General features: G+C 42.2%; 25 protein-coding genes. 17 read left to right on the top strand and 8 right to left on the bottom strand.

Features of this window, described 5'->3' with window-relative positions:
- From AC19MV_RS14850 to AC19MV_RS14825, 6 genes are all read left to right on the top strand, one after another.
- On the top strand, positions 1–998 hold a 998-nt coding region (locus AC19MV_RS14850; protein ID WP_498308528.1), incomplete at its 5' end, for an IS4 family transposase.
- Between the two features lie 194 nt (positions 999–1192).
- Positions 1193–1576, top strand: a complete 384-nt coding sequence (locus AC19MV_RS14845) for a hypothetical protein (protein WP_498308526.1) — start codon at positions 1193–1195, stop codon at positions 1574–1576.
- A 132-nt stretch (positions 1577–1708) separates the two neighbouring features.
- Positions 1709–2959, top strand: coding sequence for a TolC family protein (locus tag AC19MV_RS14840; protein WP_498308524.1), 1251 nt, complete (start codon positions 1709–1711; stop codon positions 2957–2959).
- 52 nt (positions 2960–3011) lie between these two features.
- Positions 3012–4259, top strand: coding sequence for an efflux RND transporter periplasmic adaptor subunit (locus tag AC19MV_RS14835; protein ID WP_498308522.1), 1248 nt, complete (start codon positions 3012–3014; stop codon positions 4257–4259).
- 11 nt (positions 4260–4270) lie between these two features.
- Positions 4271–7477, top strand: a complete 3207-nt coding sequence (locus AC19MV_RS14830; protein ID WP_498308521.1) for an efflux RND transporter permease subunit — start codon at positions 4271–4273, stop codon at positions 7475–7477.
- A 217-nt stretch (positions 7478–7694) separates the two neighbouring features.
- Positions 7695–7973, top strand: a complete 279-nt coding sequence (locus tag AC19MV_RS14825; protein WP_498308519.1) for a recombinase family protein — start codon at positions 7695–7697, stop codon at positions 7971–7973.
- Here the strand turns inward: AC19MV_RS14825 and AC19MV_RS14820 are convergent.
- Positions 7970–8996 (bottom strand): IS630 family transposase gene (locus AC19MV_RS14820; RefSeq protein ID WP_498308517.1). Its coding sequence is split into 2 segments (ribosomal slippage): positions 7970–8539 and positions 8541–8996, totalling 1026 coding nucleotides; the frame shifts between segments, so codons are not numbered across the junction. The two genes, AC19MV_RS14825 and AC19MV_RS14820, sit on opposite strands and share 4 nt — an antisense overlap.
- A gap of 61 nt (positions 8997–9057) precedes the next feature.
- On the opposite strand from AC19MV_RS14820, the gene AC19MV_RS14815 reads away from it, so the two are divergent.
- Positions 9058–9294 (top strand): helix-turn-helix domain-containing protein, encoded by a 237-nt coding sequence (locus AC19MV_RS14815; protein ID WP_498308516.1) that lies wholly within the window; start codon positions 9058–9060, stop codon positions 9292–9294.
- A 30-nt stretch (positions 9295–9324) separates the two neighbouring features.
- Here the strand turns inward: AC19MV_RS14815 and merA are convergent, their stop codons facing one another.
- From merA to merR, 4 genes are all read right to left on the bottom strand, one after another.
- Positions 9325–10965: a mercury(II) reductase gene (gene merA, locus AC19MV_RS14810; protein ID WP_498308514.1), complete on the bottom strand. Its 1641-nt coding sequence runs from the start codon at positions 10963–10965 to the stop codon at positions 9325–9327.
- A 7-nt stretch (positions 10966–10972) separates the two neighbouring features.
- Positions 10973–11257 (bottom strand): mercury resistance system periplasmic binding protein MerP, encoded by a 285-nt coding sequence (gene merP / locus AC19MV_RS14805; protein WP_498308512.1) that lies wholly within the window; start codon positions 11255–11257, stop codon positions 10973–10975.
- A gap of 34 nt (positions 11258–11291) precedes the next feature.
- Entirely contained in the window at positions 11292–11639 is a 348-nt protein-coding gene (locus AC19MV_RS14800; RefSeq protein WP_498308510.1) for a mercuric transporter MerT family protein, read from the bottom strand.
- A gap of 80 nt (positions 11640–11719) precedes the next feature.
- Entirely contained in the window at positions 11720–12121 is a 402-nt protein-coding gene (gene merR, locus AC19MV_RS14795) for a mercury resistance transcriptional regulator MerR (RefSeq protein ID WP_498308508.1), read from the bottom strand.
- A gap of 358 nt (positions 12122–12479) precedes the next feature.
- Between merR and AC19MV_RS14790 the strand changes: the two genes are divergently transcribed.
- Complete coding sequence (locus AC19MV_RS14790) at positions 12480–12704, top strand: hypothetical protein (protein WP_498308506.1); 225 nt, start codon at positions 12480–12482, stop codon at positions 12702–12704.
- A gap of 341 nt (positions 12705–13045) precedes the next feature.
- A complete protein-coding gene (locus tag AC19MV_RS14785) occupies positions 13046–13216 on the top strand; it encodes a hypothetical protein (RefSeq protein WP_498308505.1) in 171 nt (56 codons plus the stop codon).
- Positions 13217–13311: 95 nt separating this feature from the next.
- On the opposite strand, the gene AC19MV_RS14780 is transcribed toward AC19MV_RS14785, so the two are convergent.
- The gene (locus AC19MV_RS14780; protein ID WP_498308503.1) at positions 13312–13530 is read right to left on the bottom strand and encodes an antitoxin Xre/MbcA/ParS toxin-binding domain-containing protein; all 219 of its coding nucleotides are present in this window, start codon (positions 13528–13530) and stop codon (positions 13312–13314) included.
- Positions 13531–13621: 91 nt separating this feature from the next.
- A complete protein-coding gene (locus AC19MV_RS14775) occupies positions 13622–13888 on the bottom strand; it encodes a hypothetical protein (protein WP_498308501.1) in 267 nt (88 codons plus the stop codon).
- Between the two features lie 187 nt (positions 13889–14075).
- On the opposite strand from AC19MV_RS14775, the gene AC19MV_RS14770 reads away from it, so the two are divergent.
- From AC19MV_RS14770 to AC19MV_RS14760, 3 genes are all read left to right on the top strand, one after another.
- The gene (locus AC19MV_RS14770) at positions 14076–14483 is read left to right on the top strand and encodes a LexA family protein (RefSeq protein WP_498308499.1); all 408 of its coding nucleotides are present in this window, start codon (positions 14076–14078) and stop codon (positions 14481–14483) included.
- Positions 14484–15740 carry a Y-family DNA polymerase gene (locus AC19MV_RS14765; protein WP_498308498.1) on the top strand — a complete coding sequence of 419 codons (1257 nt, stop codon included), beginning with the start codon at positions 14484–14486 and terminating at the stop codon, positions 15738–15740.
- Positions 15741–15850: 110 nt separating this feature from the next.
- Positions 15851–16594, top strand: coding sequence for an endonuclease (locus AC19MV_RS14760; RefSeq protein WP_498308496.1), 744 nt, complete (start codon positions 15851–15853; stop codon positions 16592–16594).
- Positions 16595–16994: 400 nt separating this feature from the next.
- Here AC19MV_RS14760 and AC19MV_RS14755 read toward each other — a convergent pair whose 3' ends face one another.
- Complete coding sequence (locus tag AC19MV_RS14755; RefSeq protein ID WP_498308494.1) at positions 16995–17348, bottom strand: DUF3147 family protein; 354 nt, start codon at positions 17346–17348, stop codon at positions 16995–16997.
- Positions 17349–17440: 92 nt separating this feature from the next.
- On the opposite strand from AC19MV_RS14755, the gene AC19MV_RS14750 reads away from it, so the two are divergent.
- From AC19MV_RS14750 to AC19MV_RS14730, 5 genes are all read left to right on the top strand, one after another.
- Positions 17441–17824, top strand: coding sequence for a BlaI/MecI/CopY family transcriptional regulator (locus tag AC19MV_RS14750; RefSeq protein ID WP_498308493.1), 384 nt, complete (start codon positions 17441–17443; stop codon positions 17822–17824).
- A 274-nt stretch (positions 17825–18098) separates the two neighbouring features.
- The gene (locus AC19MV_RS14745) at positions 18099–18806 is read left to right on the top strand and encodes a M56 family metallopeptidase (RefSeq protein WP_498308491.1); all 708 of its coding nucleotides are present in this window, start codon (positions 18099–18101) and stop codon (positions 18804–18806) included.
- Positions 18807–18819: 13 nt separating this feature from the next.
- Complete coding sequence (locus AC19MV_RS14740) at positions 18820–20106, top strand: TolC family protein (protein ID WP_498308489.1); 1287 nt, start codon at positions 18820–18822, stop codon at positions 20104–20106.
- Positions 20107–20113: 7 nt separating this feature from the next.
- Entirely contained in the window at positions 20114–21352 is a 1239-nt protein-coding gene (locus AC19MV_RS14735; RefSeq protein WP_498308487.1) for an efflux RND transporter periplasmic adaptor subunit, read from the top strand.
- Positions 21353–21361: 9 nt separating this feature from the next.
- A complete protein-coding gene (locus tag AC19MV_RS14730; RefSeq protein ID WP_498308485.1) occupies positions 21362–24505 on the top strand; it encodes an efflux RND transporter permease subunit in 3144 nt (1047 codons plus the stop codon).
- The last annotated feature ends 12 nt before the right edge of the window (positions 24506–24517 follow it).

Here is a 24517-nt window from a genome sequence, read left to right as displayed (position 1 = left end):
TTATGAAGCAACTGGTTCAGCTGGCTATCGCTCAGTTTGCTCGCCAACAATGCGCTTCGCTTCCGAAGAAGTTGTCAGGCTTTGATGATATTTTGCTTCAGGACGGCAGTTCTTTTCATGTTCACAAGGCGTTAGCAGACGTGTACCCAAGTCGCTTTAAGCGTAATCCCGCCGCGATAGAGTGCCATATGACCATGTCATTGCGCACATTTAACCCCACGGCAATGGCGATAAGTGCTGATACCGCTTCAGAAAGAACCTATCTCCCCATGGTCTTTAGAATGAAAAATACACTGCTTCTGGCTGATGCGGGCTATCCTGATTTCGAATATTTTGCCAATGTGGAACGGCATCAAGGTTTCTATATTTTTCGGGGGCAAAAGTCACTCAACCCAAGAATAGTTGAGGCTAGAAATGGCAAGGGCCGTGTTCTGCCTAAGCTTGCCGGAGTGAAGCTTAAAGACATCACGCGTCGCACCAATCGCTCAGAAGTGCTTGACCTAAAAGCCCAGCGGGGAACGCAGGAATTTCGAGTGATAAGGCGTTGGTTTGCAGAAGAAAAACGATTTTTCATCTGGCTAACCAACTTACCGGCAGAGTCTTACTCAGCCGATGACATTATGGCGATTTACCGCTGCCGCTGGCAGGTTGAGCTGCTGTTCAAAGAGTTGAAATCACATACAAACTGGCAGAGATTTGCCACCGCGCAGAAAGCGATAGTTGACGGCCTAGTATGGGCCAGCCTGCAGGCACTTATCATCAGACGCAGCACCGCGATGCGTATCATGCCTTCAGTTTCGCTGTTCAAAGCGGCAAAGAATGTGGACGTTTGGCTGCTGCCAATCTTTGAGTGTATCTGTCATCGGGCTTGGTCAGAAATAACAGAAAAGATAGACTGGGCGGTCTGCTATATAACAATAAACGCAAAAAAGTCACAACAAAGAAAATCTAGAAAAGACATAACGTTAGATGGGATTTTTGCAGACCTTAATGCTTAAGGTCCAGTGTATGTAACTGTGATAAAAAATGTACACTACGATTGAGTTGGAATTTGCAGGTGAGGTTTGCAGGGATGAAAACACTAATGGTTCGTGCGCCGTATGACAAAACTGTCTTGTCTTGTCTTGTGTATGTCTGATAGGATATATGATGGAAGTTTATTTGTGTCAAACATTAGAATTAGTAAGATAAAATGAAAAATATACGATTTGTAAGCTACTTCACGATCATGCTGATACTCTTTCAGTCATTTTCGACTGTGGCCAATTCGTTAGACTTTCATGTTATAGATCCGCAGCATCTTCAGCAGGAACATCAACACTCGTATGACCCTATTATTGGCAGTGTTAATGAAGAACCACTGAATAAACCTAATGATGTTAATGACACGACTGTCAGTCAGCACAATCCAGCTGACTGTCATCACTGCGGCCATTGCAATGGCACACACGCTCAGTGGTTAGGTCAGAATATTACACATAGCACAGACCAAGTGAAGCATTCACATCAATTTCATTATTTGAGGGCTGTGATTGACGGCCCTGTCAATCAGTTGTTACGCCCACCTAAAGTTTAGCTCATGGCAACCGTAGTTTATTTTAAAACTACGTCCTTGCTACAAAATTTTTAAATAATTAACGACAACAAAAAATAGACGCCTTTGGGTTTTGTTGTTCGTTTTATATTAATTAGATCATGAGTTCAAATAATGACATATACATCAGTAAAATATACTGGAGCCATAATATGCTTCAGTTTATCTGTGATTTTTTCTCCGAGCATAATATTTGCACAGGAACAGCCTACAAATTCAATCAAAGAAGTATGGTTAGCTCAACAAGTTAACAAACATCCGGATATCGTCTCTGCCAAAGAAACGATGAATGCAATATTTTCTCTGGCACAGGGGAACAAGCAACCTCTGTATAATCCTGAATTACAAACGGGATATGAACGAGAGGGTGTTGCTAATAATTTCACTATAGGCGTAAATCAAAAGTTTGATTGGTGGGATAAACGAGAAACCAGAGCACAAATAGCTGATTTCAGTTTAACGCAAGCGAGCAAACACTTTAATTACCTTGTACAAGAAAAAACAGCTCTAGCATTACAAGCGTTAGTGACTTGGCAGGCAACTAAAAAGCAATCCGTCATCGCGCTGCAACAGGAAAAGCAACTAGGCACCATGCTTGACATAGTAACCAAACGTCAACAATCCGGTGACTTAGGGCAAATTGATGCCGAATTGATTTTCTTGAGTTTAACTCAAATGTTGAATGTAACGGCAAAAACTCAAGTTCAATTAAAGCAAGCTGAAGCTCAAGTTAAAGAGTTATTGCAAGATTGGACGCCTGATAGAGTGGTTTTACCTGCACAAGGTTTAACTTTCAGTAACTACAATCTATCACCACAGTGGCTTGAACAACACCCATTGGTAATTGAAGCAAAAGTGCAATGGGAAATAAGTAAAGGTGTTGCGCAACTTGCCATCCTTGAGACCAAAGCAGAGCCAACCATTGGTGTTAACGTAGGTAAAACAGATAGAGAAAATACGCTTGGTCTGACTTTTTCTATGCCACTGAATATCCGCAATAATTTCTCGGATCAAGCAAGAGCAGCAAACCAACAATCCATTGCGGCAGAAGCTAATTTTCGCTCGATATTTCGTAAACAAAAATATGCGATTCAAGCGGCAACAGACACTTTAGTCACTTATCAACACAATTATCAGCGCTGGCAAAAATTGATGGATGGTAGAGGTGAGCGTAGTGGTGATTTACTGCATAAACAATGGCAAAGCGGTGACTTAAGCACTACAGAGTACTTACTTGCTCTACAGCAACGTGCTGAAGGCCTTAATGCGGGTATTGAGCTACAAAGCCAATACCAACTAAGCCAAATCGAATGGCTATTACAAGTTGGACAGGTAAATCAAGCAATCATGCAAATGTCGCATTGATCGCACTACTTAACTTCGCTTTCAGCAAAAAACAAATTCTGGAAAAACAAATATGAACAAGAATATTAAATTAATGGCCATTACCCTCTTATTTTTCGGTTTGACTTCTGTAAGCGCTGTATCAACCGCGAATAGTCAAGTGGTTGAAAAAGCGCCTGAACATCAAGAGAATTCCGGCGATCATAAAGAAGAACACACTAATGAAGGTAAGGATGAACACGGCAATAAAGGAGGAGAAAAAGATGAGCATGATCACGGTTCAGAAGAGGAAGAAAGCGCTGGTGTTAAGCTTACCAATAGCCAGCTTTCATTAGCTGAAATTGAAGCAAAACCACTCGTTTTACAAACACTTTCATATGACATTTATGCGCCGGGTGAAATTAAGGCTAATGATTACACTAGCTATTTAGTTTCACCACGGGTCGATTCAATAGTACTTAAGCGCCACGTAGCTTTAGGAGATCATGTTGAGGAAGGCCAAGTCCTAGTAACACTTTTTAGCGAAACAGTCGCTGAGGCACAAGCAAGTTTTCGCGTTGCAAATGCAGAATGGCAACGCGTGCAAAAATTAGGACAAAAAGCAGTTGGTGATAGGCGTTATGTTGCAGCACAAACGGATTATGAAGCTGATTATGCACGATTATCAGCCTTTGGTTTATCCGCCGATGCAATTAAAACCTTAACAAAATCAACAGTAAAGAACCTCGGTCAATATACCCTCAGCGCGGTAAGCGCTGGCGCGGTGCTTTCTGATAATTTTCGCCAAGGGCAGCGCCTTGCCTCCGGTGATACGTTAATTGAATTAGCTGATGAACAAACTTTATGGGTAGAAGCGCGTTTAGCTCCAACCATGCAGCTTGATATTCCAGTTGGGTCTGTAGCCCAATTAATTGTTGGCGATACTAGTTACACCGCAAAAGTTACCCAAAAAGCACATACCATAGACCCAATAACGCGTACCCGTATTGTTCGTTTACAAGTTGAAAATGATGAACATAACCTTCACCCAGGCTTATTTGCCGATGTTTACTTTTCTTTTGCTACCGAGCAGCAAGTCTTCGCAGTCCCTGAAGAAGCACTAATGCGTGGTAGTGATGGCGATTGGCAAGTGTTTGTTGAAGAAAACGGTGAATACAAAGGTGTTGAAATTGAAATAGGACGTACCTTCTCTCATGCGGATACCTCACAAAAAATGCGTGAAATATCAGGTGTATCAGCCGGTAAAAACGTTGTTGTTAAAGGTGCCTTTTATGTTGCAGCAGAGATCGCCAAAGGCGGCTTTGACGCCCACGGCCATTAGGAGTAAGACAGATGTTAAACAAACTTATTGACTGGTCTGTCACAAATCGACTACTAGTGATCATCGCCTTAGTTGCTTTGACAGCATCAGCTCTATTTATTATTCCAAAATTAAACTTAGATGCTTTTCCTGATGTAACTAATATACAGGTTGCTATTAATACCGAAGCGCCTGGACTGGCGTCCGAAGAAGTTGAACAGCTGATAACCTTCCCTATTGAAGCGGTTATGTACGCCCTTCCTGATGTAGAAGAAGTGCGCTCAATTTCTAAAACAGGTCTTTCTGGCATTACTGTTGTTTTTAAAGAAGGGACCGATATTTACTTTGCCCGACAGCTTGTGTTTGAACGCTTGCAATCAGCCAAAGAAATGATCCCCGTTGGCGTTGGCACACCTGAAATTGGCCCTAACACCTCAGGTTTAGGGCAAGTATACCAATACCTACTGCTTGCTGATGAAGACTCTGGCTATGACAGTATGTCATTACGTAGTTTAAACGACTGGGTAGTCAAACTTTTGCTGATGCCTGTTGATGGTGTGACTGATGTATTAGCCTTTGGTGGCGATGTAAAACAATACCAAGTCAATGTGAACCCCTCACGTCTATTAGCGTATCAATTAACCCAAGAAGATGTTGCTACCGCACTAGAAGATAACAACAGTAATGCCGGCGGTTGGTATATGGACCGGGGTCAAGAGCAACTGGTTATTCGTGGTGTTGGTTGGTTAAGCTCCAATAAACTTGGTCTTGAAGAAATAGCACAAATCCCACTAAAAACAGTTGATGGTACTGTGATTAAAGTATCTGATGTTGCTACCGTCGAATTTGGTAGTGAAATTCGTCAAGGCGCGGTCACCATGACAAAACGTGTGGGTGACACAGGCAGTAAGCACTTAGGCGAAGTAGTTTCAGGTATTGTACTTAAACGTATGGGTTCAAATACCAAAGTGACTATTGATGGAATTAAATCTCGTATTCCTTTAATTCAACAGGCCTTACCTAAAGGTGTTACGTTTGAACCTATTTATGACCAAGCAGACTTAATTGAGAAAGCCGTTAGCACGGTTTCAAATGCGTTAATTGAAGCCTTTGTCTTTATAGTTATTGTCTTAGTGTTATTTCTACTTAATGTACGTGCAGTCATCCTAGTACTCATTTCTATTCCTCTTTCAGTAGGTTTGGCACTAACCGTTATGGCATACAATGGTTTGTCGGCTAACTTAATGTCATTAGGAGGTTTGGCTGTGGCCATAGGAATGATGGTTGATGGGGCTGTAGTAATGATGGAAAACATCTTTAAGCACTTAAGTCATCCGGATAGACGTCACGAAGAAGGCCATAAAGGTGGTCTTGAAGGAAATACTATCGGCGATCCTCAGAGTGACACATCTGTAGGCTTACGCATTCAAATTGCCGCACGAGAAGTAGCCAAACCTATTTTCTTCGCCGTTACCATTATTATGGTGGTATTTGCGCCATTATTTAGCTTAGAAGGTGTTGAAGGTAAGTTATTTCAACCTATGGCTATCAGTATCATGATTGCTATGGCGGTATCATTATTAGTGGCACTTATTGTTGTTCCTGCGCTGGCTAGTTATTTTTTCCAAAAAGGGTTTACCGCACGAACGAGTCCTATTGTGAGTGTATTGGAAAAGCTATATCGCAGTAGTTTAACAAAAGCGATGAACGCCAAAAAAATAGTACTACTTGGCGCTGCTGCGTTATTAGTTGGCGCATTATTTTTAGTACCACACCTAGGCACTGAATTTGTACCTGAGTTAGAAGAAGGCACCATTAACCTTAGAGCAACCATGGCACCTTCAACCAGCTTAGAAACCGCGTTAAGCGTTGCCCCTAAGCTTGAAAAAATTCTGATGACATTTCCAGAGGTCACTTATGCCACTAGCCGTATTGGTCGCGCTGAAATAGGTGGTGATCCTGAACCTGTGAGTAATATCGAAATTTTTATTGGCTTAAAAGATCATAAAGATTGGATCAGTGCTTCAACACGCCAAGAGTTACAAGGATTGATGGAAGAAAAGCTTGAACAATTCCCAGGTTTGTTGCTTAACTTCTCACAACCTATTGCCACGCGTGTTGATGAATTATTATCAGGAGTAAAAGCCCAATTAGCGATCAAATTATTTGGGCCAGATCTCGATGTACTTGCGCAGCAAGGTCAAGCTATAGCCGATGCGATACAAGGGGTTGATGGAGCGCGTGATGTCGCTATGGAGCAAATTGAAGGTGAATCACAATTAGTGGTCACGCCAAACCGTCAACAACTGTCACGTTATGGCTTATCAGTTGGTGATGTCATGGAATTGGTACGTGATGGCATTGGTGGTCGCGAATCTGGGCAAGTGATTAATGGTAACGAGCGTTATGACATTTATTTACGCCTTGCTAAAGAATTTCGTAAAGATCAACAAGCAATTGCCGACCTACGTTTACAAGCGCCTTCCGGTGCATGGGTTCGTTTAGGTGATGTTGCTGATATTTCAATAAAATCAGGTCCTCCACAAGTACGTCGTGATGATGTTCAACGTCGTGTGGTTATACAAGCGAATGTGCAAGACCGAGATATGGGCAGTGTAGTAAATGACATACAACAGGCCATTAAAGATAAGGTTAATTTACCAGAGGGCTATTCAGTAGAGATTGGAGGTCAGTTTGAAAATCAACAACGTGCTCAGCAACGTCTAGCCATTGTTGTACCTTTATCTATTGGTATGATTGCCTTGCTACTTTACTTTGCTTTCACCAGTGTTGGTCAAGCAATGTTAATTTTAGTGAACTTACCACTAGCGATGATTGGCGGAATTGTTGGATTATATATATCAGGACAATACATATCAGTGCCTAGCTCAATCGGCTTTATAACGCTGTTTGGTGTCGCGGTATTAAATGGCGTGGTGATGGTTGAAGCAATTAACTTACGTATTGAAAACTCTCGAATAACTGGCGCGAAAGATATTGCGCAAGCTGTCTATGAAGGTGCGATTTCTCGTCTTCGCCCGGTATTGATGACAGCTATTATTGCGGCACTTGGTTTAATTCCGATGATTTTATCAGACGGGGTTGGTGCAGAAATACAACGTCCACTGGCTACCGTTATTGTTGGCGGCTTAGTGACAGCAACCTTGTTAACCTTATTTGTATTACCTGTGCTTTATGCTTGGTTTTCAAAGGGTAAGATAGAAGAAATGCAGAGGTAGTCATTTCGCTTTAATCTTAAGGGCAAATTGTAGCCACAATTTGCCCTTTTTATTCGCAATTATCTATAACGTAAAAGGATTGTGAAATAGATAAACGAAGTGAGCTTAATTGCAATTAATTGAGCTTTTCCTTAGAAATAAATAATTTATGTTTAAAATAAATAGCATTTTTAAAACTGCGTTATCGTTTGTATTCGTTTTCCTTGGCGCATGCACTATGGCACCTAACAAGGTACAAATTATTAATGCTGAAAATGAAAAATGGCGAATAATAGTTGTAAGTATTTATCAGGCCAACGCAGGACTCAAGTTGCTCCGGCACAAAGTTGAGGAAGGTGATGTCATATTGGTAAAGAAATTGGATCGTCTTGGCCGCGATACTGCTGATATGATCCAACTCATCAAGGAGTTTGACGAGTTGGGCGTGGCCATCCGATTTCTTGATGATGGGATCAGCACCGAAGGGACCATGGGTAATACCAATTCCATTAATTAACTGGTCAGTTTTGTCCAGCTTCTAGAGCATAATTTAATGACCCTTTCAGGCTCTGCAATAAAGTGATTCCATGCAATTGAGCACTGTTCAACAATATCGTCATATCCACTAAAACAACGATTGGCAAGTTCATTTTGACGAAGCCATTGCCACACTTGTTCTACAGGATTGAGTTCTGGGGAATAAGGGGGAAGTTTAAGGATACTTAAGTTATCAAAGCCCTCCGTCAGTTTTTGTTGATGCCAACCTGCGCCGTCCATAATGATCAGGGCATAGCGTCCAAATTCAGTCGCTTCTGAAATTAATTTCAAATGTTCTAACATATATTCACTACTGGCATATGGGGCAATAATTGCCTCTGTCGCGCCTGTAGCAGGACACACCGCACCATATAAATAGGCGGATTCAAACTGTTGTTGCCTTACTGATCGTGGCCGGCTTCCTTTCAATGCCCAAATATGGGTTGTGGTATTTTGCTGGCCGAATCTGGCTTCATCTTGAAACCACACATCAATGCGATCTAACGTTACATGACCAGGGGTGTTAAGGATCGTTGACAGCTGGAAGTTTTTTAAAAGCGTCCTGAACATCTTGAGACTGTTTTGGGTGACGAGAGCGAGTTGTTATCCATGAAAAGCCTAATTGATGGAGTATTCTGTAGATGTTGGCCTGCTTAAAGGTCACATTAAATTCAGATTGAATAAAAAGACAAACATCTCTTGCCATTAATCTACCGCCACTCTCAGATAAGCTTTGTGCTTGTATAAACTCTTTCAGACTTGCCTGTTGTTTTGCTGACAATTGTGCGGGTCTACCTGGATTATGTTTATCATCCAGGCCTTTGATACCAAGAGTTAAATAGTTTGTAACCCAGGCATTTACACTTGTTCTACTGACCTTCAACATGTTGGCAATCACGGTGCGAGAATGACCTTCGGTAAAGTGGAGTAAGGCGAGGTAACGGATACGTTTACGAGCGCTTTTTTCAGATTTAGCTAATGCAGCAAGATTGATATTATTCATAAATATAGCAATAAGAGAATGACGGTTAATTAGATCATCTATTTAATGTAATTGGTATAAGATGGTGGTCACCATTCTGTCTGCCGTAGCTCAGTCTGAACGCCAACGCATACTGGATCGCACCAACGAGGGGCGTTTGGAGGCCAAGGCCAACGGAGTCAAATTTGGCCGAAAGCCTACGGTGGACAAAATTAAAGTCCGCGCACTCTACGAGCAAGGGAGCAGTGCCACGGAGATCGCCAGGCAGTTGAAAATAGGACGTTCGACTGTCTATAAAGTACTTGCGTTGAACGAATAAGGGCCTTTATCGACAGCCCTTTTCAAGCCGTCAGCCAGCGCAACAGGACAATTCCTTCACATCCTTGTTAAAGGTTTGGGCGCAGAGCTTGAGGCCTTCAACCATAGTTAAGTAAGGAAACAATTGTTCGGATAATTCTGTTACTGTCATGCGGTTGTGGATGGCTAAAGCCGCACTCTGGATCAACTCTCCGCCTTCATGTGCGAGTATTTGCGCACCAATCAGGCGTCCACTGACTTTTTCTACGACCAGTTTGATAAAGCCGTCAGTGTCGAAATTGGCCAACGCTCTAGGTACGTTTTCCATACTTAGCACCCGACTATCGATTTCAATACCTTTTGCCTTGGCTTGATCGTCAGTCAGTCCGACGGTGGCCACTTGAGGATCGGTGAAAATCACGGCAGGCATTGTGGACAGATCCAGTTTGGCGCTTCCACCGGTCATATTGATCCCGGCGCGACTGCCGGATGCGGCGGCAACATAGACAAATTGCGGCATATTACAGCAGTCACCGGCGGCATAAATACCATTCACGCTGGTTTCCATACGCTCATTGACGATGATCACGCCGTTGTCTTCCGTCCGAACGCCAACTGTTTTGAGGTTAAGCTTGTCTGTATTGGCATGACGGCCTGTGCTGATCAAAAGCTTGTCACAATACAATTCACCCGCATTGGTTTCTAGAGTAAATTGTTTCCCGTCATGGAAAACGCTGGAAGCCTGAGTATGGTTCAGAACACGAATGCCTTCTTTTTCAAAACATTCGGTGAGTTTTTCACCGAGTAAGGGGTCCTCCAGATAAAGAAGCGTGTGTCTGGCCAACACAGTGACCTCACTCCCTAAACGACGATAGGCCTGGGCAATTTCCAGGGCCACGACTGACGATCCAATCACCACCAGATGTTGAGGCATTTCTTTAGCAAAAAGTGCTTCGGTAGAAGTCCAATAGGGTGTCCCATTCAATCCTTTGATAGAGGGAATGGTCGGCGTCGATCCGGTTGCAATCATGACCTTATTAGCATGTATCTCTTGCTGCGTGCCATCGCGTTGACTGACGATCAATGTATTAGCATCCTTGAATTGTGCCCACCCCTTTAGCAGATTGAGTGCAGGATTGGCGTCCAGAATATTCTGGTATTTGGCCGTGCGCAACTCTTCGACACGCGCCGTTTGCTGCTCCGATAAAAGTGAGCGACTCAGTTGAGGAGAATGATTTGCTAATCCTGCAAACGGATTATGCCTTTGCTGCTCAGCCAGTTGCGCAGCCCGGATCAGGATCTTTGAGGGCACACAGCCGACGTTGACACAACAGCCGCCAATCACATCCGCACCTTCGATTAGAGTCACTTTAGCGCCGCCTTCGACAGCCTTGATGGCACAAGCAAATGCCGCTGAACCGCTGCCAATAATAGCCACATGCAGTTCTTTTGTGTTCTCGTCTTTGCTTGAGTATGTATCATTGTCAAACGCGACGACTTTAGCCCTATAGTCGAGTGCTTCGACGGCATCAAGCAAGGTTTTATCCTCAATCTCGATGTCTGTGTCGATGACGGCATTAGCCTTATCATAAGAGACGGTAGCACTGGTAACACCGGCAATGGCGAGCAGAGCCTTCTGAACATGGTGGGTGCAACTTGCGCAAGTCATCCCTGAGATGGAAAGTGTGATCATATATACCTCAATTGGCTTTGTTTGTTATCGTAGAGGGATAACCTGCATTGGTTGTGGCCTCAATCAACGTACTGGCACTTATCTTTTCATCATCAAAGGTCACCACCGCTTCCTTATCCTCATAGCTGGCCTCCGCCTGGGATACGCCATCCACTTTAGTCAAAGCCTTTTTCACTGTGATTGGACACATGGCGCAGTTCATCGTGGGTAACTCCAGGGTCACGGTTTGCGGTTTGGCGCAGGCAGCCACACTGCTGACCATGAGCATTAACAGAAAGGTAAGTTTTTTCATGAGTCATTCTCCGTTAGTTTGTTGACATTCATTGTCAAGCAATCAAGGGTATCCAATAGGTACTGGTAACAAGTACCAGTGCGAGTAGAGCGGTTATCCAGAAAATCATCTGACGGCGTTTACGTACTTGCGGAACAGCGCAGGCAGTGCCCGGTTCGCAGGATTCGACGGGGCGGTAGACTTTCCACCCCGCCCAGCCGAAGAGAGCCAGCACAGCGACGATGAAAAGGGGGCGATAAGGTTCGAGCAGAGTGAGATTACCGATCCAAGCTCCACCAATACCCAGCGTTAGTAACAGGAAGGGGCCGACACAACAAAGTCCAGCACCGATGGCTGCCACAATACCGCCGAATAACGGCAGATTAGCATCGTTTTTTGACATGACTCACTCCACATGGTTTGTTCCAGTAAAGTAAGTCTAAATGCCGTACCGTAGTACGGTGTCAAGTAAGTTCTGCAAACTCAGGGCGAGTTTTTATCGTCAGTAAGAAGGGTATCGATAATGGGACAATGAGTTTGGTCTGGGTTGGCCCCGCATTGGCTCAACAAATCATTAAGGACGGCTTCCAGACGCTGTAGGTCGGCCATCTTGGCACGAACACTGACAAGCTTGTGCGAAGCCATGTCTTGCACTTCCTGACAGGGAGTATCATCTAGCATCAATAGATTGGTGATTTCTTCCAGAGTAAATCCCAGCTCTTGGGCACGCTTGATAAACCGAATCCGGTTCAAAGTTGTCACTGGGTAGCGACGATAACCCTCGGTTGGTTTATCAGGTTGTTCGATAAGACCTCGCCGTTCGTAATAGCGGACGGTCTCTACATTAACACTGGCCGACTTTGCTAATTGACTGATTGTGTACATTTGGGTTTCACTCTCCGTACTTAGGTACGGAATATTATAATCGAGAACAGATAAACGCAAATAACATCTTAGCGTACGTTTTCGTTCCGTTGGACTTCACACCCCGTAAGAGTCAATGGCAGCCCCGTTACTATTAGACGTAAAAACAATGGCTCGGATAAGCAATCAATGGATTTTTGTTTTTCGGGAATGGATACGGCATTAGCCTCCCTTTTAAAAAATTGGTTTAATTATCCGTATGCAATAGGAAGCAAACCTAGCTTTTCTCAACAAATGTTTGACTTACTTGACTTGCCCGAAGCAAAAGCAGATGCAAACAATAACAATGTAACCTTACATCAAATATATCGACTTATTTATGCAGACCAATCAAACACCTCTAGATGGCATTGAAAATGGCGGGATGGAAGATGACCGCTCGAAGAACTTTCAAAAAGTAATAGTCGAGGCTCTATCCAGTTACGAAGTAGATTTTCAATTGATCTTTGCGACAAAAAATATTGATGAAAGTTTAAAATCAAAGGATTATATGTTAGGTGGAGAATATAGTGAGTCAAACAAGAGTCTAAAATCTTTCAGTTAATTTTTTTAAATATGATTGTAGAGGGAAAAGGGCTTGTAATCGGGTAGCCGGAGGTATCTAGCCTCCAGCCCCACACCACCCTGCATGCGGCTCCGCACGGGGCGGTTCATTTAGAACACCTAACTCATTTTTTGGTTAAAATAATGAACTGCAATCCATCCATCTCTTAGTGAATATAATCCTGCTTTCTTCAGATACTCATAACTCAGCGCTTGCTGAAATTTAGTGGGTAAGGTTACCCTTTAATAAAAAGGTAACTTCTAAACCATTTTTGTCCAAAAACGGTTTAGTAAATGGCCCATTTATACCTATAATACAAATTTTGTAAGAGGAGTTCCTTTGTGAAAAAACATGGCTCAGCAAAAGGTATTTTAAAGGATATTAAAATAGACGGTTCTTTAAATGATGATGAATCTTTGCAATTTACTATAGATGAAGATTGTGAAATAGCTGAAATAATTCATCGGCGACGTGATCAAGAAGAAATCGAAATTGGGATTGATGACTTGTAATAGTCTTTAATGAAAACTAACTGTCCATTACTAACTTTTAGATGAATTTATCCAAAGTTCCAATAGAGATTGTTTGCATCCTAATTCATTTTTTTTCATGCTGTCATTCCATGAGAGAGTTTATTTAGTTCTTCTGAAACAAGTTTAATGCCCATTACTGTATCAAGATAATTCAGCGGGGTTTCATTGTATAATTGGAGGTTTGGAGTGTTTAACCATTTCAAAGCGGCTGCATTATTACCGTAATATTGCTCGGCTTGAGCTAAAACTTCAATACTGAATAATGTTAAGTAATGAACCATCGTTAAAATCAAAGTCTTTGCCACCAAGTATATAGAAAGCTTTTTGGTACATAGATTGTCCTAAACAATTTTTTTGATAAATACATTTGATTCTGTAACGATATCAAGTTGCTTTTACTGAACTCACCGTAAAAGTAACTTGTTGTGGCTTGCCCTGCAACGACCTTGTAAATATAGGTTTAGAAACTACAGGTGAGTAGTGATGATCAACTTTTTCGCATTCATCTATGTGTTGAATTAATGCTTTGATCGCATTTTTATATTGTTCAGGTACTCTCATCACTATCGTTTTTTCATATCGAGTCTTACGGCCAGCACCTTTACGTACACCACCATGCGCCCCTTTATTTTCTTCACTTCTATCTGCCATACTTAGAACCTCTTGATTACGTTACGATATCAAGATATCTTGATTTCGTTACATAATCAAATAAAACGTTACAAGTTCGTTGCTCCACAAGCAAAAGAGCAACGCATTATTAGATTGTAAAAAATAGACTTGCACCTTGAGCTGTTACTGCTAAAATAACTGTAATTATATACAGTGGTTTGTTGCTATGCGTATTATCCCTATACCAGCAAGAGCTGGCATTACAGGTTTTGAAAGTCCCGCAGCTGAATACAGTCAGCTAGGCATGAGCTTGGATGATTTACTGATTGAGCATCCAAGCTCAACCTTTATAGGCATTGCTCAAGGTGAGTCGATGCAGGATATCGGCATCTTTGATGGTGATATGATTATTGTTGATTGTCATGAGACGGCTCGAAACGGCGATGTAATAGTTGCCAATTTTAATGGCGAGTTTGTCTGTAAGATTCTAGATACCAAGCGGCGTGTTCTCCTTTCCTCTAACCAACAATACCAACCTGTCACAATTCATGAATACGATCACTTTAATATTGAAGGTGTAGTCACACGTTCTATTCGTTGCCACCGTCAAAGCCCTCTGTTGTGTGGTAATTAGATGTTTGCTCTAGTTGACGCTAATAGCTTCTATTGCAGTGCAGAACAAGTCTTCCGCCCTGATTGGCGTGGTAAGCCTGTTATTGTGTTGAGTAATAACGATGGGATAATTGTTGCTGCTAATCGTCAAGCCAAAGAAGCTGGAATTGGGAAGTTTCTACCTTACTTTCAAGTTAAAGCCTTATGCGCTCAACGTGGTGTTATTGTCTGTTCCTCAAACTATGAACTCTATGCTGACTTATCTAGCAAAATGATGGACATCATTGGCCGCTTTGCCCCTGAGCAACATGTTTACTCTATTGATGAAAGCTTCCTCTCTTTTAAAAACTGCTATCCTGCTATCAAATGCCTCCGTACTCAAGGCCAGTTAATCCGCCGTGCTGTGTGGAAAGAAGCGCGATTAGCAGTCTGTTTGGGTATTGGTGAAACGCTTACTCTTGCTAAAATCGCCAACCATGCAGCTAAGAAGATTGAGGGCTACAAAGGGGTTTGTTTCATTAGTAATGAGCAAGAGCGTATAGCTATTTTAAAGCAGCTTGCTGTAGGGGATGTTTGGGGCATAGGACGTCGAATAAGTAAGAAGCTTGAACTAATGAATATCCGTACTGCGTTTCAACTCGCTTCTATGCCGCCGACACTGGCAAGAAAGCAATTTAGTATTGAAATAGAACGTACCGTTCGTGAGCTTAACGGCCAAGCCTGTAAAGTATGGGATGAAACGAAGGCAGATAAAAAGCAGATATTTTCGACTAGAAGCGTAGGTGAGCGCATCACAAATTATTCGTCGTTATTACAAGCATTGAATAAGCATGTTGCTATCGCATCGAGTAAAGCACGTAAGCAAGGCTCAAACTGTAAGACTATGCTTATTTTTGCCAGCAACTCACCCCATGATGAACGGCCAGTAAGCTACAAAGCCATTGTGCATTTTCCATGTCCAACTAACTGCACAGTAGAGCTAACCAAGGCTATGAGTGAGGCCGCACCAAAGCTTTTTCGTGAAGGCATACATTATTATAAAATCGGTATAGGGCTTATCGATTTAGCCAGCGAAAAACACAACCAATTCGATTTATTTAACCCTCCTAAAGCTAATCCAGCTTTGATGCATACGCTAGATGACATTAACCAACGCTATGGCAGTGATACGATGTTTCTAGCAGCTCAAGGCATAGAGCATAAGTGGGCAATGCGCCGTGATTTGCTAACACCGCAATACACAACCAAATGGCTAAGTGTGCCCAGCATAAAGTGTTAACTAGGTTTTTGCTTTGATTAATGTTTTCACTGTTAGTATCACTCATATGCTTGGTCTGACTAGATAAATCAGGCATTATCTAGTCACTGTTCCTTAGCTTAAAGTTTCCAATGAACCTCCTCAAAATTGGTCTACCACTCTTTCTACTGGCTCTCAGCTCTACAGCCATTGCAGCAGGAAATACATCTAATGATTCATTCAACAAAGCAAAGAAGATGCTCGAGCGGGACGTCTATCAAGATCACCGTGTAACCATCTACTGTGGTGCTAAATTTGACGCTAAAAAGAACATCGAAGCACCTACTGGTTTTATTACTTCTAAGTACATGAAACGGGCAAAACGGGTTGAGTGGGAACATGTAGTTCCGGCGGAAAACTTTGGCAGAGCCTTCAGTGAGTGGCGTGATGGTCACAAAAGTTGTGTCGATAGTAAAGGTAAGTCGTTTAAGGGACGTAAGTGTGCTGAGAAGATGAACACAGAGTATCGATATATGCAAGCCGATATGCACAATCTTGTCCCTGCCATCGGTGCAGTAAATGCACTACGCAGCAACTACAACTTTACTATGTTGCCCTCAGCGGCGTCTGACTTTGGTAGTTGTGATATGCGTATAGATGAGCGTAAGGCACAACCACCGATAGCTGCTCGTGGCGTTATCGCTCGAACATACATGTATATGGAGCAGACTTATCCTAAATACAAAATGAGTAAACAACAGCGCCAATTAATGCAAGTTTGGGACAAACAAGATCCTGTTTCAAAATGGGAGTGTAAGCGATCAAAGCGTATTGAAAACCTTCAGGGGAATGCAAATACAGTGGTCGATAGCCATTGTAAATCAGTTGGTTTGTAGGTGTTTAGAGGGGCAGTTAGCTCGCTTATGCCCCAAGGTTTGTTTGGAATATGGCCTACGACCACTATGAGAATGAAGCTTCGCTCACTGTAAAGAATGTATCGTGAAGTTTATCTTTATAGTTTCAGTATGGCATTTACTCACCGACACGCAGCAAGTACGTCCTTGTAGCTCAGCCGACCCATCCCTGGGTCGGATGGTCGGCTCGCAAATCACCATAATGAACCTTTCAAGTATTTTCTTAACCTGCTAGTTTGAAGAGTGAGTAGAATAAGAATATTTTTAAAACACTGACTTGGTTTTGCCCCAAAGTTTGTTACTAGCGCCTGCCAAATGCATAAATATATTTAATGATAAACACCACATGAGTGATTGACTTGTTCACTCAAACCAAAAATATTCATGGTATTAAATTAATGCCAAAAAATTTAAGCAACCACGCAAAACCAAGAAAACATAATATTGTTAACACTGTGCTAATTGTTAGCGAACTCCAGAAGCTGTACTTGTTTAATAATATCGGAAACAACAAGAACATCGGCAATGTTGGTATTACATACCAGAAAGTATACCAAGCATGATTTGCTATTCTTTCATTTGATTGATTTTCTAGATAGAGCCAAATCATTGCCATGATAGTCACAATAGGAAGAGCAACGACTAACGCTCCTAACTTGTCGCTTCGCTTAGCTATTTCTGATACTGCAACTATGATTGCCGCCGTGATGAGATACTTTGTAATTATCCAGGTCATAAATTATTTTTTCGCCATTTAAACTAAAAACCGATTGCTGATAGGTTTTTAGTTTGACATACTACTAGGTACATTGTTAAGAGAATTATGTTATGCAATTAGGTGAACTTGAAAAATTAGTGCTTCAGTTTCTTTGGTCTGAGAAAGAAGCCGATGCAAAGTGTGTTCATACCGCGGTGGGAATAGCGCGTGAAAACTCGTTAAATACAATCCAAAGTACCTTAGATAGACTGTTCAAAAAGGGCCTCTTAAGCCGTACCAAGCAAGGTCATGCGCACTTATATTGCGCAAAAGTTGATCGAGAATCACTTATTGCAACATTAATCACTGATGTTACCGCTGATTTTATTGAAGAAGGTGAACATAGTCTTATTGCGGCTTTTGCTTCTTCGTCTGCTAATCTTGATGATGCTCAATTTGAAACGTTAGAAAAACTTATCGAACAACAACGTCAGTTGCGCAGTAGGCTGTTATAAGATGCTCACCGGTAATATCGCTATTTTATTGAATTTAATCAGTGTTGCAATAACGGCTTTCGTTATAGTGACAATGCTAATATCTGCCATAATTCCTTTGGTTAAGAACAGATTGAGTCTAGTTAACTTTACTGCGCGAAAGTGTACATTATGGCTGTTAACAACATCGCCTTGGTGGATTGCTCTATTTTGCGTAATTATTTTTTTTCCACGTCAAAATATTTCAAGTTTCGTTATTTTGGTCGAAAAAATAGCTCATTGGCACCATATTGATTTGTTCAAATTTACCAGCTGGCATGGGTTTACGGTGATTGTTGCTGCTGTTATTTTTGTATTGTTAGTTGGTATTGCATTGACTCAAGTTAGACGACATTCGATTGCAATGAAAAGTCTGTTTATATTGTCAGAGGTGCAACCGATTAATTGTGGTAGCGATGAAACTGTTTATTCGATTTCATTAACCACACCAGCCGCTTTTACGATTGGTTTTTTCAAACCAAAAGTCTATTTGACCACTGGTTTATTACAAAACCTTGAACCTTCGGCCTTGGATATTATTATTAAACATGAATTAGCCCACGTGCGGGCACGAGATCCTTTATTCAAAAGTGTGTTCTCTTTTTTTTGCCAGCTTTATCCCAAACCAATCCGTCGTATTTTACAACAGCATTTTACTTTGCTGACAGAACAGTTGGCCGATTCGGTTGTTACCCGTTATCACGATAACCTAGATGTAGCACAAACACTGATTAGCGTTGCCAAGAAACAGCGTAACTTACCCCTAAGCAGTGACAGTTTCCAAGTCAGTCACTTTAGTAATGATCAAATTACTTTACGTGTACAACAGCTGTTATCACCTCAGAACCACCAATCTGAACTGACATTAGTCATGACTGGATTATGCTTCCTAGCAGCAACCCTATTTACGGCATCAACTGTAGACAGCTTTCATCATCTAATCGAAACCTATTTCATCCATTAAATAAGGGCTATGAATGAATCTATTTTTTGTAACAATTATCACTAAAAAACCGATTGGCAGTCGGTTTTTGTTTGGGTTATTTTCATCGTTCTTGGCTTTGTCTGTCACGGCAAAAGAAGTAACAGATTTCGAGTCTGCTATTTATTTGAATGATGCGATTAGCATGACGCTGGAAAATCATCCTGAGCTTAAAGCTTTTTTACACAGAAATAGTATGCAACAAGGACTGGTGCAACAAGCCGCTATTTTTGAACCAGCGGTCATTAATTTATCGGTTGAAGATGCGCTTGGCGTGGGTCAGCATAGTGCATTAAGTAACATGCAAACCACGTTGACGTATTCTTGGATGTTGCAGCAAGACCAAATTCAAGGTCGTGTAAAACACGCAAAAACCGCTTTTGAGCAGTTAGCTGTTGAGCAACAAATTGCATCATTCGATTTAGCGGCCGATACAGCGAAAAAATTTATTCAGATATTGGTTAAGCAAGAGCGTTTGAAGCTTAATCAAATGGCCACGATTCAAGCCACAGATGTACTAAAAGCGCTATCCGAACGAGTTAAGGCGGGTAAAGGATCGAGCATAGATGTGCGTATGGCAGAGGTTGATATATTGAGAATGGCATTATCGGTTGAAGACACCGAGCATGAATTGAAAGCCAGCCAGTATCAATTAGCTTCTCTTTGGGGAAAAGCGGGCAGTAAGTTTCGTGTGAATGGTGATTTACTGGTGCTCCCTAAGTTGAATAACGTGGATAGTGAATTAGATAAACTTAAACAAAACCCTCATATTCTTAAGTTCGCTACCGCGACACGTATTGCGCAATCACAACTAGAACTAGCCCGTATTGAGGCTAAATCACAATGGCAATTATCGGCGGGTATAAGGCGTTATGAAGCGACAGATGATTTTGGGTTAGTCGCAGGTATTTCAATCCCATTGGGTACTGGCAACCGAAATGCAGGCAACATAGCAAGCTTAAAAGCGAAACAAGAGTTACTGGCTTTTGAGCAGGCTTCGCTTATGCACAAGCTTGATTCACAGCTTTACGTTCTGCTTCAAGAAATAGCCCATTCGCGACACGTTATTGATAAGTTCCAACACGATATTATTCCTATTCTAGAAACGACCCTTAAAGAGGCTGTTTTAGCCTTTGATGTAGGGCAACTAAGCTACAGTCAATGGAGTGACATACGCCGAGAATTACTGAATGCACAATCGGAGTTGTTAATGGCTTACGAAAGCTTGCATTTACAGCATATTGAAATTCAACGCCTAACAGGCGCATCTTTATCTCAGTGAGACCTTTATGAAAAATTATAATATTTTGACATTATTAACTGTCACCGCATTTCTGTTTTTTGGTTTTACGGCCCCATTGCCAGTGTCCGCCTCATCTGCTCCTGAAGCTGAACAAGCTGAGCCAGAAAAAGGCCCTAATAGAGGCCGCATATTACGTGACGGTGATTTTGCCGTTGAACTCGCTATATTTGAAACCGGTGTTCCTCCTGAATTTAGAGTGTGGGTCACGGATGTTGGTATGCCAGTATCCCCAGATAAAGTCGATTTTAGTGTACAGCTAACCAGGCTAGGTAATGTCATTGATGATATTAAATTTCGGGTTCAAAGCGACTTTCTGCGTGGTGATTTAGAAATTTATGAGCCGCATTCATTTGTGGTTACGATTGTTGCTAAGTATCAAGGTCAAACCCACCGCTGGGAATACGATAATTTTGAAGGACGCACCCAGATAGCGCCTGATGTTGCAAGCTCCATGGAAATTGAAACCGATATAGTAGGACCTGTAACCCTGCATCAAACGATCCCTGCATATGGGCGTTTATCACTTCCAGCTAACGCAACGCATAACATAGCGGCAAGATTTGATGGCGTGATAAAAACCTTACTCGTTCAACAGGGGGATGTGGTCAAACAAGGGCAAGTGTTGATGACGGTTGAAAGCAACGAAAGTCTAAAACCCTATCAAATAACATCACCTTCTGACGGCATTATTAGTGAACAATATGCCAATATTGGTGAGCCGACCGGCGGGAAAGTATTACTAAGATTAACGAATACTGCGCAGTTTTTGGCAAAACTGGCGATTTACCCACAAGACTATACCAAGATTAAAGTAGGGACTCCTGTAACGATTAAAGTCGAAGGTGATGATCGTCAGCTGAAAGGAAAAATCGAATTTATCGAGCAAAAAGTACGTGATGACCAAGCAAAACTTGTTTGGGTCACATTACCCAATACCAACAGTTCACTGGTGGAAGGGAGTTTTGTCAATGCTGATATCGAGGTCGCCACAATCCAGGTTGCCGTGGCAGTGAAAAAAGTGGGGTTACAAGGTTTTAGGGATTTTACTGTCGTTTACGCAAAAGTAGGTGAACAGTACGAAGTTAGAATGCTTGAATTGGGTCGCGAAGATAGTCAGTGGATTGAAGTGCTTGGCGGTATCGAACTCGGTACAGCCTATGTCACCGAAAATAGTTACATAATTAAAGCTGACATTGATAAGTCTGGCGCATCGCACGATCACTAGGAGAGCGACATGTTGGAATCTATTTTACGCTTTTCCATAAAGCGCAATTTACTTGTTTTAGCCATAGTACTTATTGTCGCAAGCTTCGGCGCTTGGAACTTTACCAAACTGCCTATTGATGCCGTGCCTGACATCACCAATGTACAGGTCATGATCAATACAGAAGCATTGGGATATACACCATTAGAAATTGAGCAAAGAGTATCATTTCCATTAGAAAATGCACTTGCTGGATTACCAGGGCTCACTTATACCCGCTCTGTTTCTCGCTATGGTTTGTCTCAGGTAGTGGCAATATTTGATGATAATACCGATGTCTATTTTGCCAGACAATTGGTAAACGAGCGCTTATCGGCAGCGCGCTCAGAGTTACCTATAGGCTTAGAGCCTGAGCTGGGACCTATCGCGACGGGTTTAGGTGAAATATTCATGTTCACCGTAGATGCGTTGCCTGATGCAACGCATGCTGACGGCTCTGCTATAACGCCAACCGATTTACGAACGGTTCACGACTGGACTATTCGTCCACAGTTAATGCGTGTTCCAGGTGTGGTTGAGGTTAATCCCATTGGTGGATTTGAGCGCGAAATATTGGTGGCATTTAAACCTGAAAAACTACTGGCATTTGGTGTGACTCAAGCTGATGTGGTTGGGGCAATAGCACAAAATAATCAAAACCAAGGGGCAGGTTTTATTGAGCAACGTGGTGCGCAATGGTTAATTCGGGTCCCCGGACAAGTCGAAACTTTACAAGACATTGGCAATATTCCGCTTAAAACTGAGGATGGTTCAGCTGTTTACATAAGAGATGTGGCATCCATTGGCGACGGTAAAGGGTTGCGTACAGGCGCAGCTACTCAAAATGGCCGCGAAGTGGTCATGAGCACAGTATTTATGCTCATAGGTGAAAATAGCCGAACAGTTGCTCATGCTGTGGGAGAAAAACTTAAAGAAATCAATACCAGTTTGCCAGAGGGAATAATAGCAACCGCAGTATATGACCGCACCAAATTGGTCGATCAAACACTTAGTACGGTACAAATGAACCTTACTGAAGGTGCCATTCTAGTAGTGGTGGTGTTATTTGTTTTATTGGGTAACTTCAGGGCAGCTTTTTTAACCGCGTTGGTCATTCCGTTTGCCATGTTGATGACGGTTACAGGTATGGTGCAAGTTGGTGTGAGTGCCAACTTAATGAGCTTAGGGGCACTTGATTTTGGCTTGTTAGTGGATGGTGCCATTATTATTGTTGAAAATTGTTTACGTCGACTAAGCCAAGCTGGACATACTCCATTACCGTTAAAAGTACGCTTAGAATTAGTTTTTTCAGCCACGCGTGAAGTGATCCGCCCAGCGTTATTTGGTGTGTTTATTATTACCGCGGTGTATTTACCCATTTTCGCTCTTGAAGGTGTAGAGGGGAAAATGTTTCACCCAATGGCTATTACTGTTGTTATCGCACTTTTAAGCTCAATGTTACTGTCAGTGACTTTTATTCCTGCAATGATTGCCTTGCTATTTAGAAAGCCAGTTAAAGAAAAACACAGTCCTATTATTCGTGGTGCGGCTTATTTGTATCGCCCTGCGCTTAATGTTGTGCTTAAAGCGCGTTGGGTTGTAGTGATAATGGCCATGCTACTGGTTGTGGTTTTTGGCTACCAAGCAGCACGTTTAGGCAGTGAGTTTGTGCCAAATCTAGATGAGGGTGATATCGCGATGCATGCCCTGCGCATCCCAGGTACATCATTAAGTCAAGCAATTGCACTGCAAGAAGTGCTCGAAGAAAAAATAAAGAAAATGCCGGAGGTCGAAAGAGTCTTCGCCAAAATTGGTACTGCCGATGTGGCAACCGATGCCGTGCCACCTAGCGTGGCTGATAACTTTATTATACTAAAACCCCGAGACCAATGGCCTAACCCTGATAAGTCAAAGGAGCAAGTCGTTGAAGAACTAGCCGCTTTGGTTGAACCTATTCCAGGCAACCGCTATGAGTTCTTACAGCCTATCCAGATGCGTTTCAATGAGCTATTGGCAGGTGTTAGGGCTGAATTAGCGATTAAGGTGTTTGGTGATGATTTTGAAACATTGACCGCTTTAGGCAGTGAGATCGAATCAGCCATTAGTCAAGTTGAGGGCATTGCCGATGTACAAGTAGAGCAGACAACAGGATTACCGCTGCTATCTATAACACCTAATACTGAAAAAATCATGCAATACCAAATTAGCAAGGCGGAATTACAAACTCAAATAGCCACAGCACTAGGTGGAACGGTTGCAGGTAAGTTTTATCAAGGCGATAGACGTTCAGATATCGTCGTTAGGTTAGATGAAACACTGCGTAACGATGTTGAGGCATTGTCGTATTTGCCTATACATTTGGCAAATGGCGGTACAGTACCATTACAAGAATTGGCTTCATTAACCCTCATTAACGGTGCTAACCAAATAAATCGCGAGAATGGCAAGCGCCGAATAGTGGTCACCGCCAATGTAAGAGGACGAGATTTGGGCGGTTTTGTTCAAGATGTTCAAAAAGCTGTTAGTGCTAATGTGGAAATTCCAGCAGGTTACTGGATTGAGTATGGTGGTACTTATCAGAAGCTGCAGTCAGCTTCACAACGGCTAAGTGTTGTTGTGCCTATGACATTGCTAATGATTATTGGCTTACTCGTATTAGCCTTGAACTCTTTAAAAGACGCATTAATTATCTTCACTGGAGTGCCTTTAGCGTTAACGGGTGGAGTAGCCGCATTAACCCTGAGTGGTATTCCGTTTTCTATATCGGCAGCGGTTGGCTTTATTGCGCTATCAGGTATCGCCATTTTGAATGGTTTGGTAATGGTATCGTTCATACGTGACTTACGACAGGAGGGGATGGGCTTGCATCAAGCTATTTTAGACGGTGCGTTAACCCGACTTCGGCCCGTTATCACTACCGCATTTGTCGCATCATTAGGCTTTATTCCCATGGCATTTAATACTGGTATGGGTTCTGAAGTACAACGACCTTTAGCGATGGTGGTTATTGGTGGCATTATTTCATCAACATTGCTGACGTTATTCGTCATTCCTGCACTTTATCGCATTTTACATAAAGACAAAGACGTTAACTTGACTGACGCAGACGCAATGGGGCCACTCAATGTTAACTAAACTATCAAGCTA

The sequence above is a fragment of the Shewanella sp. MF05913 genome (assembly GCF_059758095.1).
The sequence above is the reverse complement of the archived record's forward strand: the minus strand, read 5'-3'. Positions and strand labels throughout refer to the sequence as shown.

Bases quoted from the DNA above. Each gene is read 5' to 3' on its own strand.
- AC19MV_RS14750 (WP_498308493.1), top strand. From the start codon at position 17,441: ATGCAATTAGGTGAACTTGAAAAATTAGTGCTTCAGTTTCTTTGGTCT.
- merP (WP_498308512.1), bottom strand. From the start codon at position 11,257: ATGAAAAAACTTACCTTTCTGTTAATGCTCATGGTCAGCAGTGTGGCT.
- AC19MV_RS14765 (WP_498308498.1), top strand. From the start codon at position 14,484: ATGTTTGCTCTAGTTGACGCTAATAGCTTCTATTGCAGTGCAGAACAA.
- AC19MV_RS14835 (WP_498308522.1), top strand. From the start codon at position 3,012: ATGAACAAGAATATTAAATTAATGGCCATTACCCTCTTATTTTTCGGT.
- AC19MV_RS14845 (WP_498308526.1), top strand. From the start codon at position 1,193: ATGAAAAATATACGATTTGTAAGCTACTTCACGATCATGCTGATACTC.
- AC19MV_RS14730 (WP_498308485.1), top strand. From the start codon at position 21,362: ATGTTGGAATCTATTTTACGCTTTTCCATAAAGCGCAATTTACTTGTT.
- AC19MV_RS14775 (WP_498308501.1), bottom strand. From the start codon at position 13,888: ATGGCAGATAGAAGTGAAGAAAATAAAGGGGCGCATGGTGGTGTACGT.
- AC19MV_RS14840 (WP_498308524.1), top strand. From the start codon at position 1,709: ATGACATATACATCAGTAAAATATACTGGAGCCATAATATGCTTCAGT.
- AC19MV_RS14815 (WP_498308516.1), top strand. From the start codon at position 9,058: ATGGTGGTCACCATTCTGTCTGCCGTAGCTCAGTCTGAACGCCAACGC.
- AC19MV_RS14740 (WP_498308489.1), top strand. From the start codon at position 18,820: ATGAATCTATTTTTTGTAACAATTATCACTAAAAAACCGATTGGCAGT.
- AC19MV_RS14790 (WP_498308506.1), top strand. From the start codon at position 12,480: ATGCAGACCAATCAAACACCTCTAGATGGCATTGAAAATGGCGGGATG.
- merA (WP_498308514.1), bottom strand. From the start codon at position 10,965: ATGATCACACTTTCCATCTCAGGGATGACTTGCGCAAGTTGCACCCAC.
- AC19MV_RS14755 (WP_498308494.1), bottom strand. From the start codon at position 17,348: ATGACCTGGATAATTACAAAGTATCTCATCACGGCGGCAATCATAGTT.
- AC19MV_RS14735 (WP_498308487.1), top strand. From the start codon at position 20,114: ATGAAAAATTATAATATTTTGACATTATTAACTGTCACCGCATTTCTG.
- AC19MV_RS14770 (WP_498308499.1), top strand. From the start codon at position 14,076: ATGCGTATTATCCCTATACCAGCAAGAGCTGGCATTACAGGTTTTGAA.
- merR (WP_498308508.1), bottom strand. From the start codon at position 12,121: ATGTACACAATCAGTCAATTAGCAAAGTCGGCCAGTGTTAATGTAGAG.
- AC19MV_RS14800 (WP_498308510.1), bottom strand. From the start codon at position 11,639: ATGTCAAAAAACGATGCTAATCTGCCGTTATTCGGCGGTATTGTGGCA.
- AC19MV_RS14830 (WP_498308521.1), top strand. From the start codon at position 4,271: ATGTTAAACAAACTTATTGACTGGTCTGTCACAAATCGACTACTAGTG.
- AC19MV_RS14760 (WP_498308496.1), top strand. From the start codon at position 15,851: ATGAACCTCCTCAAAATTGGTCTACCACTCTTTCTACTGGCTCTCAGC.
- AC19MV_RS14825 (WP_498308519.1), top strand. From the start codon at position 7,695: ATGGCACCTAACAAGGTACAAATTATTAATGCTGAAAATGAAAAATGG.